The organism is Paraburkholderia piptadeniae (genome assembly GCF_900007165.1).
In the GTDB taxonomy this organism is placed as follows: Bacteria; Pseudomonadota; Gammaproteobacteria; order Burkholderiales; family Burkholderiaceae; genus Paraburkholderia; species Paraburkholderia piptadeniae.
This window is the reverse complement of sequence record NZ_CYGY02000035.1, coordinates 127,333-141,621: the sequence shown is the minus strand read 5'-3', so window position 1 is coordinate 141,621 and position 14,289 is coordinate 127,333. Positions and strand designations below refer to the sequence as shown.

Sequence of the window (14,289 nt, the reverse complement as noted above, 5' to 3'; positions counted from 1 at the left end):
CGTCAGCCGCGTTTCTTCGGGCGCCATGGGTGGCGTTTGACGGGCGGCTGCGGGCGGTCGATGCGCACGTACAGCCGGAAGCGTTCGTCGCGGTCGGCGGCGCGGCGGCCTTCCCACACGAGCTTCCACACGAAGTTCGACATCGAGCTCGGCTCGCCGAAGTCCTGTGTGTCCTGGCGCAGGATCACGTCGCAGTCTTCATCGAACGAAAAATGCATGTCGCCGAAATACGCGAACGTCGCGATCTGCGCGTCGCCGAGACGCACGGGCGCAATGCAGTTGTAGTCGGACGGCAGGTGCGCGGAGATCTGCTCGGCCACGTCCTTGTACGTCCGGCTGTAGTTGACGACGGGCAGCCAGAGGGTCATCAGCAGCACCCACATCAGCGTCGTGCCCGCGCTCGACAGCACGACGCTGCGCCACAGCACCTTCGGATGGCGCGCGACGCGCCACTGCACGAGCGCGAACCAGCAGAGCGTCACGGCCACCGCGCACAGGAACGACAGGATCTTGAACTGAGGCGTGAAGCCCGGCGCGAGCCGCGCGAGATTGCGCGCGAGCTGATGCGGAAAGCCCGTCATGCCCGCGAGCCACACGAGCCACACGAACGTGCCGAGCACCGTGAAGCTCAGCACGGCGAACCAGTCGATTGCGTTGATCGCGCCGCGCTTGAGCGTCGGCAGCGCGAATGCGGCGATCACCGCGAGCGCGGGCATCAGCAGCATGAAAAGGCGGTTCGTCCCCTGGCTTTGCAGCACGACGAGAATCAGCAGCGGCGCGATCACCGCCAGCGGAATCGCGATGTGCGGCGCGCGCCGCAGCCCCGCCCAGCTGAACCACGCCCAGATCGCGAGCGGCCACGCGGGCCACGCGTAGAGCGGGAGGTTCTTGATGGCATACAGCAGCGTCGAGCCGTACGGGCCGGCGAACGCGTGCAGGCTGGTGCGCATCCACTGGTGAAGGAACCAGACGGCGTCGTCGGGGAAGAGCGCGATCGCCGTGAGCGGCCACACGACCGAAAGCACGAGCGCGACGGGCAGACCCGCGAGCATCAGCGTGCGCCAGTGCGTTTCGTGCACGATGATCAGCATCGCGAACGTGCCGACGAGCAGCGCGCCCACCAGCACGGGATTGCTCGTCAGCGCGACGAGGCCGATCGCGCAGCCCCAGATCAGCGCGCCCTGGACGGGCTTGTCGATCATCCGCACGAGGCCGTAGACGAGCATCGCGATGCAGACGAATTGCGCGATCTGCGGCGTCGTTTCGTGGCCGCGCTCGGCGAGGCCGAAGATCGCGAGCAGGACCAGCAGCGCGCCGTCGCCGAGCGTGCGGCCGTAGTCGCGCGGCTCCGGTTCGCCGCCGAATGCGTACTTGAACGGCTGCACCTCGGGCCGGCGGCCGAGCAGATAGGCCGCGTACCAGACGAACGCGCAAGCCGCGCAGAACAGCAGGCCCGTGAACACACGCGATGCGTTGCTTGCGTCGACAAGCGGGTCCAGCACGCGGATCGCGCTCGCGCCGAGCCAGTAGCCGAGCGGCGCATCCGACGTGATGTACTTGCCGACGAGATTGGGCAGCATCCAGTCGCGCAGCGTGCCGTTGGCCATCGTCCACATGACGCCGAAGCCGGCTGCGTCTTCCGTCTTCCACGGGTCGCGGCCGAACAGGCCAAACGACGCGTACACGACGCAGATGGTGAGCAGCAGCCAGCGCGGCAGCGCGCTGGTGGCGGAGGCAGTGAGGCGAACGACAGATCTCATGCGGTGTTCGTGTGAGGCTGACCGGGCGGCAGCCGTGAGTTATTGATGGAGCGCAGGAGGCGTCTCTGAATCAGCATGCGGCATTGTAGACGCGCGGCACGGTGCCCGTCACAAACGCACTTCGACGCGGCGGATGGCAGCAGGGCGGCGAAGCGGGCTTTCAGGGCGGCGTTCGGCGTGGACCGGGCGGGTGTTGCGGAGGGCGTCAGGCGGGCTTTGCTTCGAAGTCTGCCGTGGCGCCGAGTGTGCCGTTGCGGCGTGCAGGCATCGAAAGCAATGGATGAAACCCGCATGCAACCCGCATGCAACGCGGCGCAATGCCGTATCGGGCGAAGCGGAGGCATGCGGCAAGCGAGCACGACTCAGCCCAACAAAAACCTTCCGCCGACAAAAAAGGGCAGCTTGCGCTGCCCCTCTTGCATCGTAGCGGCCCGGACGGGAGTCGGGGCCTGCAACGTGTACTGCACTGCTGCTTACTTCGCGGCCTTGCCCGAAGCGCGGGCGCCGAACTTCTTGTTGAACTTCTCGACGCGGCCTGCCGTGTCCATGATCTTCTGCTGGCCCGTGTAGAACGGGTGCGATTCCGACGAGACTTCGATCTTCGCCAGCGGGTACGTCTTGCCGTTGAATTCGGCCGTTTCACGCGTCTGGATGGTCGAGCGCGTCACGAACTTGAAGTCGTTCGACATATCGACGAACAGGACTTCGCGGTAATTCGGGTGAATGCCTTCTTTCATGGTCTTTCCTTTAATCTGGCGGTAGCCAACCCGGGAGCCGGAGAACTCCGCAACCGCGAGCCACTTGCCTAAGGTCGAAAAACGGCAATTATGCCAGAAAATCAGTCGTTTGACGAGGTTCGTGGAGGTTTTTTCGCAGGCTTCGACGGCTGCCCGCTTCTTGCGATGCGCTACGCGTCCGTTTGCCCGAGCGCGCCCGTTTGCGCCGGGTCCTGTCGGTAGTAGCGGGCGAGCAGCCGGTAAAGCTCAGGATATTCCGCCTCGAACTCGTGCGGCTTCACGAACAGCGCTTCGCTGCACACGGCAAAAAATTCCGATGGATGGTCGGCGGCGTACGGATCGATCAGCGATTCGCGTTCGAAGCGCGCCCAGCGCCGCTCCGGCACGGCATCCACCTTCGCGCAGAACTGGTCGTACGCGTGGTCGAACACGTCCGCCCACTGCGCGGAATCGAGCGGCGCATGCAGCTTGCGAAAGAGGGGTGGGTGGCCATCGGCTTCGCCAGTCACCATGTCGATCTTGTGCGCGAACTCGTGAATCACGACGTTGTACGCATCCGAGCCGTCCGTCATCTGCGCGTCTTCCCATGACAGGATCACGGGGCCGCCTTCCCACGCTTCGCCGCTCGCATCGTGCTCGACTTCATGGACGACGCCGTCCTCGTCTTCGACGGTCTTGCGGATCACGAACTCGCCCGGATAGACGATCACGCCGACCCAGCCGCGATACAGATCGAGCCCGAGATTCAGCACGGGCAGGCACGCCTGCACGGCGATCGCGACGGTGATCTGATCCGTCAGCTCGAGATCGTGCGCGGTCGAGAACTCCTTTTGCGCGATGAAGAGGCTCGTCATGTCGCGCAGGCGCGCGAGGTCGGCGGCGCCGAGACGCGTGAGGAACGGCAGGCCATCGAGCGTCGCCCGCCAGAGCGCGTCGTCGATCGCGTGGGTGCGCAGCGCGCGATCGCGGCGGCGCGTGTCGAGCCATTGAGTGAATTTCGAAAGCATCGCGCAGTTGCCTCGCAGTTGCCCGTTTTCGCTAGCGTTACCGATATGAATCTAATCGATCTGCTTTTGCCATGCGGCGAAAATGCCGCCGCATACGGCCACGCCGATCAGAAAGTAAAAGCCGTCGAGCGACGCGAGAAAGCTCGCCTGTTGCGCGACCATCCGGCTCACCTCGACGACGGCCAGTGCATGCGCGTCGGCGGCGGAGCGGCCGGCCGCCGCGAAGCCGTGCGCGAGCGCCGCGATCGTATTCTCGAAAGCCGGATTGTACGGATTCGCGAACTCGGCGAGCCGCGTCTGATGCAACGCCTGACGATGCTGCTCGACGATGATCACCGATGCCGTCGCGAATGAAATCGTCAGTTGCCGGACGATGTTCTTCAGCCGGTAGCCGTGCGAGAACTCCTCGATGGCGAAGATTCTAAACGTCAGATTCGCGACGGGCAGCACGATGAAGAGCAGCAGCAAGCCCCGCAGCAGAAGCGGCACGATCAACGCTGCTTCGCCGACGGCGGGCGACATGCGCGTCATCCACGCGGCCGCGAACGCCGCCACCGCGAAGCCCGGCACGATGATCCATTTCTTGCGCGGCAGCAGTTTCGCGTAGCGCAGATACGCGAAGAGCGCCGTCGCCGAAATCAGCGACGTGACGCCGACCAGCTGGCCCGTGTTCTCGACCGGATAGCCGAGGCCGGTTTCGAGAAAGCGCGAGATCAGATAGCTGAACGCCGTCGATTCGTAGTAGTAGAACATGTACAGCACGAGCCCGACCTGGAAGGTCTTTTCGCGCAACGCGTGCAGCCGCACGAGCGGCGACGGATGATGCCATTGATGCCAGACGAACCACGCAAGCGCCGCGATGCCCGCCGCGGTCAGAATCAGCAGATTCGGCGATGTGCTGAAGAGCTGAAAGCGCACCTGCTGCATCACGATCTGCAGCGCGCCTTGCGCGAACGCGAAGATGATGTATGGCCAGAAGTGGGTCGCGCCGCGTTCCTCCGGCGTGCGGCCGCCGGAGTCGGGCAGCGCGAGCATCGCGAGCACGGCGAACAGCACGCCGAACGGCGCGGTGCACGCGAAGAGCGCGCGCCACGTGAAATGCGCGACCAGCTGTCCGCCGACGAGCGGCGCGAGCGCGCTGCACAGCACGATCAGAATCAGGAAGGCGCGCGTTGCGGCTGGACGCCGCTGCGGCGTGAAGCTCCGTTGAATGAGGATGCGGCACGTGCCCATCATCGGGCCGATGAAATAGCCTTGAAAGCCGCGCGCGAACAGCAGGCCGAACGACGTATCGCACAGCGCCGCCGCGACGGCGCCCGCCGCATAGAGCAGCATGCAGCCGGCCACGTAGCGCCGGTAGCCGACGCGGTCGACCCACCATTGCTGCTGGAGGATGCCGAGCACGGCCGCGACGGCATATGCGCTCGACGACCACACCAGTTCGTCCGGCGAAGCGTTGACGCCGCCCGCGATGTAGCTGGCGAAGAACGAAAAGATTGCGTTGTCGAAGTAATCGAGGCCGGTGACGACGGCCAGCACCCACGGGAAGAAATCGCCGCGCAGTTTCTCCGCGCTGAAGATCTGCGCGCGCAGTAAGCCTGCATTCATGCTTTCGTGCCCTTGCTCCCGGCACGTTTGGTGGCGGCCGCGGCGCGGCGCTGACTGATCAGCTCATCGGCGCTTTCGCCGGCGAGACGCCGCTCGACGTAATTGAGGTCGTCGGCGAGTTCGGACTTGAGCTTCTGCACTTCTTTCAGTTCGCGCCGCACGGATTCGATGCGCGCATCGATTGATTCGATCTGTTGTGCAAGGCCGTCGCGAATCTGCTGCAACGAGTCCATCGAGTAGCGGTTGCGTCCGCCTTCCGTCGTTTCGAGCGGGCGTTTCAGCATTTCCGTGATGCCCGCCAGCGAGAAGCCCAGAGCGCGCAGGCGCAGGATGCGCGAAAAGCGCTCGAGGTCGTCTTCGTCATACAGGCGATAGCGGCCTTCGCTGCGGCTGGGCGTGACGAGGCCGCGTTCTTCGTAATACTTGAGGGTGCGCGGCGTGACGTTCAGACGTTCGGCGGCGTCGCGCACAGTCAGCAGAGTGGGGGAGTCGTCGTTCGGCATGGCGATGCTCCACATGTCGGGCGTGATGCGAGCATTATAGATCAACGTGTACGTTCACGTACATGATTGCGCGTTGATCACAGAACGTACGGACGAAAAAAACGCCTGCGCGATGGCAGGCGTTCTTGTGTTCGAAGGTTCGAAGCGCTGGGTGGTGATCAGCCGCCGCGGCGCATCATGTCGAAGAACTCGGCGTTGTTCTTTGTCTGGCGGATCTTGTCGAGCAGGAATTCCATCGCTTCGACTTCGTCCATGTCGTGAATGAACTTGCGCAGCACCCAGATCTTTTGCAGGATCTCAGGCTTGATCAGCAGTTCTTCGCGGCGCGTGCCGGACTTGTTCAAGTTGATAGACGGATAGACGCGCTTTTCCGCGAGACGGCGCTCGAGGTGCACTTCCATGTTGCCCGTGCCCTTGAACTCTTCATAGATCACGTCGTCCATGCGGCTGCCCGTTTCGATCAGCGCCGTGCCGATGATGGTCAACGAGCCGCCTTCTTCGATGTTGCGTGCCGCGCCGAAGAAGCGCTTCGGACGCTGCAACGCGTTCGCATCGACACCGCCCGTCAGCACCTTGCCCGACGCGGGGACGACCGTGTTGTACGCGCGCGCGAGACGCGTGATCGAGTCGAGCAGAATCACGACGTCGTTCTTCATTTCGACGAGGCGCTTCGCCTTTTCGATCACCATTTCGGCGACCTGCACGTGACGCGCGGCCGGTTCGTCGAAGGTCGATGCGATCACTTCGCCCGCCACCGAGCGCTGCATTTCCGTCACTTCTTCCGGACGCTCGTCGATGAGCAGCACGAACAGGATGACGTCGGGGTGGTTCTGCTTGATCGCGTGCGCGATGTGCTGAAGCATCACTGTCTTGCCCGACTTCGGCGACGCGACGAGCAGGCCGCGCTGGCCCTTGCCGATGGGCGCGATCATGTCGATGATGCGGCCCGTGACGTTCTCTTCGCCGCGCATCTCACGTTCGAGCAGCAGCACCTTGTTCGGGTGCAGCGGCGTCAGGTTCTCGAACATGATCTTGTGCTTCGAGGCCTCGGGCGGCTGGCCGTTGACCTTGTCGACCTTCACCAGCGCGAAATAGCGCTCGCCGTCCTTCGGCGTACGGACTTCGCCTTCGATGGTGTCGCCCGTATGCAGGTTGAATCGGCGGATCTGCGACGGGCTGATGTAGATGTCATCCGTGCTTGCGAGATACGAGGTTTCCGGCGAGCGCAGGAAGCCAAAGCCGTCAGGCAGCACTTCGAGCGTGCCGTCACCGAAGATCGTTTCGCCCGTTTTGGCGCGTTTTTTTAGAATGGCGAACATCAGTTCCTGCTTGCGCAGGCGGTTCGCACTTTCGATCTCGAGACCATTGGCCATCTCGATCAATTGGGACACGTGTAGCGTCTTAAGCTCGGATAAATGCATACGGAGAACCCGCAGAGAAGGTGCGACCTGAAATGAAATCTGGGAGGAGAAGTGAGCGGAACCGCTCAAGGACCTACTCGTCTTTTAGACGTTTTATAGATTCTAGCATAGCACACGCCAATTCCAGCCTGCGCGGCCGGTTGGACCTGACGCATGATTCGTGTTGTCACGGGACAACACGAATCATGCGGCTCGCTCGATGCATCAACTCACTGCAAGTTTTGCGAGCCGTGCGGCGCGCATGCGATGCATGCGTGCCGTGTCTGCGTGTGGCGGATTAAAGATTGCCGTCGAGGAACGCGGTGAGTTGCGACTTCGACAGTGCGCCGACCTTCTGTGCAGCAACTGCGCCGTTCTTGAACAGGATCAGCGTGGGGATGCCGCGCACGCCGAACTTGACAGGCGTGGACTGATGTTCGTCGACGTTGATCTTGGCGATCTGCAGGCGATCAGCGTAGTCCTTCGCAACTTCGTCGAGGATCGGCGCGATCATCTTGCACGGGCCGCACCATTCCGCCCAGAAGTCGAGCAGCACGGGTTTATCGGATTTGACGACGTCCTGTTCAAACGATGCGTCGCTGATATGCTTGATGTGTTCGCTCATTGTGTGAATACCTCTTTCGGTTCGAGGCCTGCTTTGATTGCCCGCCACGATACAACAAAATCAGAAAACTTTCCGTTCGCTTTACCACAGGACAAACCATGAAAGCCAACGCGCGAAGCACTGTGGGGACAGTTTCGGGAAGGCGACCTGGCTTGGCTTTGCGGGTCACTTGAACGTCAGTTTAGCCTAAATTGCTATGCGTTGCCCGCCGTGATAGTACGCCTTCGGGCGGTAGGGTCTCACACCGCGCGTGGCAGCACTGGCAAGGCTTCGGCCCATATCCCGAATGCCTCGCGCGCGCATGTCGTGCACGCCGCAACCTGTCGTGACAAACACTATCTGGAGATCGTGCGCGCGAACACAAGAGGAGTGGGGCGCCGAAGTTGCCGTTCCGTTACGGCGGCTTTTGTCCCGATGCCTCTCGCGCGGCGCAACAAGCGATGTTAGAATACGACGTGACGGGCCTCCTCGCATGGAGGGGCGGTCAACCTGGTCAGGTCGGGAACGAAGCAGCCACAGCCGTTTTCCGCCAGTGCCGAGGGTCGGGCTCGTCACCTTCCTTTTCTTCCCATCTGCCTCACTTTCCTCCCAGTATTTCTCGTCATCTGCGTTGGTCGAAACGCGGCATGTTCTGGCGCTTGTCTCACGAAATTCAATGAGCCGTCAGAGCGTTGTCACGCCTTGCGCGAGCGCACGATCGATTCGTCTTTTCGCGTCAGCGTTGCTGATACAATTTCCGGATGACCTATCAAGTTCTCGCACGCAAATGGCGGCCGAAGGATTTTGCTTCGCTCGTCGGACAGGAGCACGTGGTGCGCGCGCTCACGCACGCGCTCGACGGTGGCCGTCTGCACCACGCCTATCTGTTTACGGGCACACGCGGCGTCGGCAAGACGACGCTCTCGCGTATCTTCGCGAAGGCGCTCAATTGTGAAACGGGCGTGACGGCCACACCGTGTGGCGTATGTCGTGCTTGCCGCGAGATCGACGAAGGGCGCTTCGTCGATTACGTCGAAATGGACGCGGCGAGCAATCGTGGTGTCGACGAAATGGCTGCGCTGCTGGAACGCGCCGTGTATGCACCCGTCGATGCGCGCTTCAAGGTCTACATGATCGACGAAGTGCACATGCTCACGAACCACGCCTTCAACGCGATGTTGAAGACGCTGGAAGAGCCGCCGCCGCATGTGAAGTTCCTTCTCGCGACGACCGACCCGCAGAAGATTCCCGTCACGGTGCTCTCGCGCTGCCTTCAGTTCAATCTGAAGCAGATGCCGGCAGGACATATCGTGTCGCATCTCGAGCGCATTCTCGGCGAAGAGAACATTCCGCATGAAGCGCAGGCGTTGCGCCTGCTCGCGCGCGCCGCGGACGGCTCGATGCGCGATGCGTTGTCGCTGACCGACCAGGCCATCGCGTATTCGGCGAATCAGCTCACTGAGGAAGCCGTGCGAGGCATGCTCGGCGCGCTCGATCAGAGCTATCTGATTCGTCTCCTCGATGCGCTCGTCGCGGGTGACGGTGCCGCAGTGTTGTCCGTCGCCGACGAGATGGCGTTGCGCAGCCTGTCGTTCTCGACCGCGCTGCAAGACCTCGCGGGACTTTTGCACAAGATCGCGTGGGCGCAATACGCGCCGTCGTCGGTGCTGGAAGAGTGGCCGGAGGCCGCCGACCTGCGCCGTTTCGCCGATGCGCTGAGCCCCGAGCAGGTTCAGCTCTTCTATCAGATCGCGACGATCGGCCGAAGCGAGCTGGGCCTCGCGCCCGACGAATACGCCGGCTTCACGATGACGCTGTTGCGGATGCTCGCCTTCGAGCCGGCGCCGAATGGTGGCGGTGGTGGCGTGACGCCTGCGGGACGCTCGACGGTTCCGGCTGCGGCTGGATCGAAGCGTGCGGGCGCGCCCGTCGCGGCGGCTCCTGTGCGCGAGGCACAGGCTCATCCAATCGAGAGGCCTGCTGCCGCACCCAAGCCCGAATCTGCGGCCGCTCAGCCGAAAGCAGTCAGCGAAGCAGCTGAAATCGCAACAGCCGCAACGGTCGATGCCGGTGTGACACCGATGATGTCCGCCGCCGGGTCCAAGGAAGTCGACGAAGCATCTACTGCCTCAAACGCCTCAGAAGCTTCGCCCAGTAACCCCGCCACGCCGGACGACAACCCACCCGCGCAAGCCGCGGCCGTGCCGCAACGGCAGTCTGAAGCCGCGCCGCGCCGCGCGGGCGGCGCGAGCGCCGCGCTCGACGTGCTGCGCAACGCGGGCATGAAAGTATCGACGGATCGCGGCGCTTCAGCCCGTTCCGCTGCGCCGGCTGCGGCTGCGTCTCCCGCGCCGACGGCGAAGCCTGCCGCGCCCCGCGTCGCCGTTCGCGTCCCGACACCCGATCCGGCCCGCCGCGCCGCAGCCGCCGCGCAACAGGAGACGGCCGCTCGCACCCTATCTTCGCGTGGTGCGCAGCAGCAGGGCGGCTCGTCCGTTCCGCCGTGGGAAGACATTCCCCCTGACGACTACATTCCCGCTTCGTCGGACGATGCGTTCTTCGCGCCTGCCGACGACAACTTCATTCCAGTTTTCGACAGCGGCCCCGATGACGTGGTCGTCGCGCGAGGCAGCGCGTCCGCCGCGGCGCCCGCACCCGCGCCCGTCGTCGACGTCCGCACGCTGCCGCCCGCCGTGCCGCTCAATGCGATCGGTTTCGACGGCGACTGGCCGGCGCTCGCCGTCACGCTGTCGCTCAAGGGCATTTCGTATCAGCTCGCATTCAATAGCGAGCTGATGGCCGTCGAAGGCAAGACGCTGAAGCTCAACGTCGCGGTCCAGCTCTACGCCGAGCCCGCGCAGATCGCGAAGCTGAAAGCCGCGCTCGCCGAACGGCTCGGCAGTGAGATCGACGTGCAGGTCGACGTCGGTCCCGTGCAGCGCACGGCCGCGGTGCTCGATGCGATCGAGCGCGCGAAGCGTCAACGGGAAGCCGAGCGCGAAATCGGCGCCGATCCGTTCGTGCAATCCCTGATCCGCGAGTTCGGCGCGAGCATCGTGCCGGGCTCGGTGCGCCCGCTCACGCCGGGCGCCGACGGCGGCCAGGACGCCGCCAGCCACTGATTCCCGCGCGCGCCGGATGAACGCGCGTCAACCGGAATTCACCATTACGAAGGAGCAAGTCCATGATGAAAGGCCAACTCGCCGGGCTGATGAAGCAAGCCCAGCAGATGCAAGAGAACATGAAGAAGATGCAGGAGCAACTCGCGCAGATCGAAGTCGAGGGGCAGTCGGGCGCGGGGCTCGTCAAGGTGACGATGACCTGCAAGAACGACGTGCGCCGCGTGTCGATCGATCCGAGCCTGCTCGCCGACGACAAGGACATGCTCGAAGATCTCGTGGCGGCTGCGTTCAACGACGCCGTGCGCAAGGCGGAAGCCACCGCGCAGGAGAAGATGGGCGGCATGACCTCGGGCCTGCCGCTGCCGCCGGGCTTCAAGCTGCCGTTCTGATCGCGCGGGGAGTTCGCGCGCGGGCATCGGGCGCTCCGCCCGCAGCCCGTGCGCGACTCGCCGAACCCACTATCGACGCCGCCGTTCCAGCATGAAACAACCTTCCGCCTTGTCGGCGCTCGTCGAAGCGCTGCGCGTTCTGCCCGGCGTCGGGCCGAAGTCCGCGCAACGCATGGCGTACCACCTGATGCAGCACGATCGCGACGGCGCCGAAAAGCTCGGCCGCTCGCTGCTGTTCGCGACCGAGCATCTGCAGCACTGCGAGAAGTGCAACACCTTCACGGAAGCGCAGATCTGCGAAGTCTGCAGCGATACCGAACGCGACCCGACGCTGCTGTGCGTCGTCGAAACACCCGCCGATCAGATCATGCTCGAACAGACGATGACGTATCGCGGGCTGTATTTCGTGCTGATGGGGCGCCTGAGTCCGCTCGACGGCATCGGCCCGAAGGAAATCCATTTCGACCGGCTCGTCAAGCGCGCGTCGGATGGCGTCGTCAAGGAAGTCGTGCTCGCAACCAACTTCACGAACGAAGGCGAGGCGACGGCGCACTACCTCGGGCAAACGCTGAAGGCGCGCGGCCTGTCGGTAACGCGTCTCGCGCGCGGCGTCCCCGTCGGCGGCGAGCTCGAGTATGTCGATGCGGGCACCATCGCGCGCGCGATGCTCGACAGGCGCTCGATGTAGCAGCTCACGCGCATCGAACGCGTTGCGAACGGACGCATCGGCCGCGTCTGGCAAGTACAAGAAGATCGGGAGACACATGAACACATCGACTGCAACGCCAGAGGAACAACGCAAAGGACCAACCCAGGGCCCGCTCGCGGGCGTCAAGGTGCTCGAACTCGGCACGCTGATCGCCGGGCCGTTCGCCGCGCGCTTTCTCGGCGAGTTCGGCGCGGACGTGATCAAGATCGAAGACCCGAAGGGCGGCGATCCGCTGCGCAAATGGCGCAAGCTCTATCCCGAAGTGGGCGGCACGTCGCTGTGGTGGGCCGTGCAGGCGCGCAACAAGAAATCGGTGACGATCAACCTCAAGGCTGAGGAAGGCAAGGAAATCGTCCGCAAGCTCGCGAAAGAAGCGGATATCGTCGTCGAAAATTTCCGGCCGGGGCAGCTCGAAAAGCTGGGGCTCGGCTATGACGTGCTGTCGAAGGAGAACCCCGGCCTCGTGATGGTGCGCCTGTCCGGCTATGGGCAGACGGGGCCGTATCGCGACCGTCCGGGCTTCGGCGCGATCGCGGAATCGATGGGCGGTCTGCGCCATATCACCGGGTATCCGGATCTGCCGCCGCCGCGCATCGGCATTTCGATCGGCGATTCGATCGCGGCGCTGCATGGCGTGATCGGCGCGCTGATGGCGCTGCATCACCGCCAGGTGAACGGCGGCAAAGGGCAGGTCGTCGACGTCGCGCTGTACGAAGCCGTCTTCAACATGATGGAAAGCGTGGTGCCCGAGTACGGCGTCTATGGCATGGTGCGCGAGCGCACGGGCGCTTCGCTGCCGGGCATCGTGCCGTCGAATACCTATCCGTGCCGCGACGGCAGCATCGTGATCGGCGGCAATAGCGATCCGATTTTCAAGCGGCTGATGATCGCGATCGACCGCGAAGACCTCGCGAACGATCCGGCGCTCGCGCACAACGACGGCCGCGTGCCGCGCACACAGGAGATAGACGGCGCGATCGCGGCGTGGCTCGCGAATCGCACGATCGACGAGGCGCTCGATGTGCTGAACGCCGCTGACGTGCCCGTGGGCCGCATCTACAGCGTCGCGGACATGTTCACCGATCCGCAATACGCCGCGCGCCAGATGATCCAGAGCTTCAAATGGCAGGACGGCCGCGACATCGCGCTGCCGGGCGTCACGCCCAAACTCTCCGAAACGCCCGGCGAAACGCGCTGGCTCGGGCCCGAACTGGGTGAACATACGGATGAAGTTCTGCAATCGCTGGGTTATGATGCGGACCACATCGCAAGGTTGCACGCGCAACAGATCGTTTGAGCGTTGAAGAGGCCGGCGCACGCGAAGTGTGCGCAGACCGGCCGACCAGACCGGCGACAGAACAACGACAGAAGAAACGGAGACAGGACCATGCAACGAAGAAGCTTTCTCGCAGGCACCGCGGCGCTCGCGGGCGCATCGCTCGTCGGCTCGCCGCTCGCATTCGGGCAAGGCAAGCTGGAGACGTCGAAAGTCGCGATTGCCGTCGGCGGCAAGAATCTTTTCTACTATCTGCCCCTGACGATTGCCGAGCGCCGTAATTTCTTCAAGGACGAAGGGCTCGAAGTCGAGATCTCCGACTTTGCGGGCGGCTCACAGGCGTTGAAGGCGGCCGTCGGCGGCAGCGCCGATGTCGTCTCCGGCGCGTTCGAACACACGCTGCTGCTGCAGGCGAAGAACCAGTACTTCCGCGAATTCGTGCTGCAAGGGCGCGCGCCACAGATCGTGCTCGCCGTGTCGAAGAAGACGATGGCGAACTACCAGTCGATCGCGGACCTGAAGGGCAAGAAGATCGGCGTGACGGCGCCGGGTTCGTCGACGTCGATCATGGCGAGCTTCGTGCTCGCGAAAGCGGGGCTGACCGCGAAAGACGTGTCGTTCATTGGCGTCGGCGCGGGCGCGGGGGCGATCGCCGCGCTGCAATCGGGGCAGATCGACGCGCTCGCCAATCTCGATCCGGTGATGACGAAGCTCGAACGCTCGAGCGAGATTCGCGTCGTGTCCGACACGCGCACGCTCAACGATACGCACACGGTGTTCGGCGGCAACATGCCTGCCGGTTGCCTGTATGCGTCGCAAGCGTTCATCAGCAAGAATCCGAACACGACGCAGGCGCTCGCCAACGCGATGGTGCGCGCGCTGAAGTGGCTGCAGACGGCGACGGGCACCGAGCTGATCAACACCGTGCCCGAATCGTATCTGCTCGGCGACCGCGCGCTGTATCTGGATTCGTGGCAGCACGTGAAGGAAGCGATGTCACCCGATGGCCTGATGCCCGCCGACGGCCCCGCGACGTCGCTCAAGACGCTGCAGGCTTTCGACGACACCGTGAAGGGCAAGCCGATCGATCTGTCGAAGAGCTGGACGAACGACTTCGTGAAGAAGGCGATCACGACGGTCAAGGCGTAACGCACTGACGCAAGGACAAGGGGCG

The 14,289-nt window shown here is 63.8% G+C and carries 12 protein-coding genes and 1 other RNA gene; 6 read left to right on the top strand and 7 right to left on the bottom strand.

Annotated features, from left to right (window positions below):
• Positions 1-2 precede the first annotated feature (2 nt).
• The 7 genes from BN2476_RS19575 to trxA all read right to left on the bottom strand — a co-directional run bounded on the left by BN2476_RS19575 (position 3) and on the right by trxA (position 7,640).
• Entirely contained in the window at positions 3-1,760 is a 1,758-nt protein-coding gene (locus BN2476_RS19575) for an ArnT family glycosyltransferase (RefSeq protein ID WP_087735805.1), read from the bottom strand.
• Positions 1,761-2,233: 473 nt separating this feature from the next.
• Positions 2,234-2,497 (bottom strand): type B 50S ribosomal protein L31, encoded by a 264-nt coding sequence (locus BN2476_RS19570; RefSeq protein WP_008921611.1) that lies wholly within the window; start codon positions 2,495-2,497, stop codon positions 2,234-2,236.
• Between the two features lie 170 nt (positions 2,498-2,667).
• The gene (locus BN2476_RS19565) at positions 2,668-3,504 is read right to left on the bottom strand and encodes a M90 family metallopeptidase (RefSeq protein ID WP_087735804.1); all 837 of its coding nucleotides are present in this window, start codon (positions 3,502-3,504) and stop codon (positions 2,668-2,670) included.
• Between the two features lie 51 nt (positions 3,505-3,555).
• On the bottom strand, positions 3,556-5,112 hold the full coding sequence (locus tag BN2476_RS19560) for an MFS transporter (RefSeq protein ID WP_087735803.1): 1,557 nt from the start codon (positions 5,110-5,112) through the stop codon (positions 3,556-3,558).
• The gene (locus tag BN2476_RS19555) at positions 5,109-5,615 is read right to left on the bottom strand and encodes a MerR family transcriptional regulator (protein WP_087735966.1); all 507 of its coding nucleotides are present in this window, start codon (positions 5,613-5,615) and stop codon (positions 5,109-5,111) included. Before BN2476_RS19555 ends, BN2476_RS19560 begins: the two co-directional genes overlap by 4 nt.
• Before the next feature lie 158 nt (positions 5,616-5,773).
• Positions 5,774-7,036, bottom strand: a complete 1,263-nt coding sequence (gene rho / locus BN2476_RS19550) for a transcription termination factor Rho (RefSeq protein WP_012400357.1) — start codon at positions 7,034-7,036, stop codon at positions 5,774-5,776.
• Positions 7,037-7,313: 277 nt separating this feature from the next.
• Positions 7,314-7,640, bottom strand: coding sequence for a thioredoxin TrxA (gene trxA / locus BN2476_RS19545; RefSeq protein ID WP_007586494.1), 327 nt, complete (start codon positions 7,638-7,640; stop codon positions 7,314-7,316).
• Between the two features lie 457 nt (positions 7,641-8,097).
• Between trxA and ffs the strand changes: the two genes are divergently transcribed.
• The 6 genes from ffs to BN2476_RS19515 all read left to right on the top strand — a co-directional run bounded on the left by ffs (position 8,098) and on the right by BN2476_RS19515 (position 14,264).
• Positions 8,098-8,196: signal recognition particle sRNA small type (ffs, locus tag BN2476_RS19540), an RNA gene on the top strand.
• A gap of 184 nt (positions 8,197-8,380) precedes the next feature.
• Positions 8,381-10,741: a DNA polymerase III subunit gamma/tau gene (gene dnaX / locus BN2476_RS19535; RefSeq protein ID WP_087735802.1), complete on the top strand. Its 2,361-nt coding sequence runs from the start codon at positions 8,381-8,383 to the stop codon at positions 10,739-10,741.
• A 62-nt stretch (positions 10,742-10,803) separates the two neighbouring features.
• On the top strand, positions 10,804-11,130 hold the full coding sequence (locus tag BN2476_RS19530; RefSeq protein WP_006048866.1) for a YbaB/EbfC family nucleoid-associated protein: 327 nt from the start codon (positions 10,804-10,806) through the stop codon (positions 11,128-11,130).
• Between the two features lie 91 nt (positions 11,131-11,221).
• Positions 11,222-11,818 (top strand): recombination mediator RecR, encoded by a 597-nt coding sequence (gene recR / locus BN2476_RS19525; RefSeq protein WP_087735801.1) that lies wholly within the window; start codon positions 11,222-11,224, stop codon positions 11,816-11,818.
• 76 nt (positions 11,819-11,894) lie between these two features.
• Positions 11,895-13,136, top strand: a complete 1,242-nt coding sequence (locus BN2476_RS19520; protein ID WP_087735965.1) for a CaiB/BaiF CoA transferase family protein — start codon at positions 11,895-11,897, stop codon at positions 13,134-13,136.
• Between the two features lie 90 nt (positions 13,137-13,226).
• Entirely contained in the window at positions 13,227-14,264 is a 1,038-nt protein-coding gene (locus tag BN2476_RS19515) for an ABC transporter substrate-binding protein (RefSeq protein ID WP_087735800.1), read from the top strand.
• Positions 14,265-14,289: the final 25 nt, after the last annotated feature.

What these genes read in the sequence shown, in the direction of transcription:
- BN2476_RS19575 (WP_087735805.1), bottom strand. Translation starts at nt 1,760, where the DNA reads ATGAGATCTGTCGTTCGCCTCACTGCCTCCGCCACCAGCGCGCTGCCG.
- BN2476_RS19570 (WP_008921611.1), bottom strand. Translation starts at nt 2,497, where the DNA reads ATGAAAGAAGGCATTCACCCGAATTACCGCGAAGTCCTGTTCGTCGAT.
- BN2476_RS19565 (WP_087735804.1), bottom strand. Translation starts at nt 3,504, where the DNA reads ATGCTTTCGAAATTCACTCAATGGCTCGACACGCGCCGCCGCGATCGC.
- BN2476_RS19560 (WP_087735803.1), bottom strand. Translation starts at nt 5,112, where the DNA reads ATGAATGCAGGCTTACTGCGCGCGCAGATCTTCAGCGCGGAGAAACTG.
- BN2476_RS19555 (WP_087735966.1), bottom strand. Translation starts at nt 5,615, where the DNA reads ATGCCGAACGACGACTCCCCCACTCTGCTGACTGTGCGCGACGCCGCC.
- rho (WP_012400357.1), bottom strand. Translation starts at nt 7,036, where the DNA reads ATGCATTTATCCGAGCTTAAGACGCTACACGTGTCCCAATTGATCGAG.
- trxA (WP_007586494.1), bottom strand. Translation starts at nt 7,640, where the DNA reads ATGAGCGAACACATCAAGCATATCAGCGACGCATCGTTTGAACAGGAC.
- dnaX (WP_087735802.1), top strand. Translation starts at nt 8,381, where the DNA reads ATGACCTATCAAGTTCTCGCACGCAAATGGCGGCCGAAGGATTTTGCT.
- BN2476_RS19530 (WP_006048866.1), top strand. Translation starts at nt 10,804, where the DNA reads ATGATGAAAGGCCAACTCGCCGGGCTGATGAAGCAAGCCCAGCAGATG.
- recR (WP_087735801.1), top strand. Translation starts at nt 11,222, where the DNA reads ATGAAACAACCTTCCGCCTTGTCGGCGCTCGTCGAAGCGCTGCGCGTT.
- BN2476_RS19520 (WP_087735965.1), top strand. Translation starts at nt 11,895, where the DNA reads ATGAACACATCGACTGCAACGCCAGAGGAACAACGCAAAGGACCAACC.
- BN2476_RS19515 (WP_087735800.1), top strand. Translation starts at nt 13,227, where the DNA reads ATGCAACGAAGAAGCTTTCTCGCAGGCACCGCGGCGCTCGCGGGCGCA.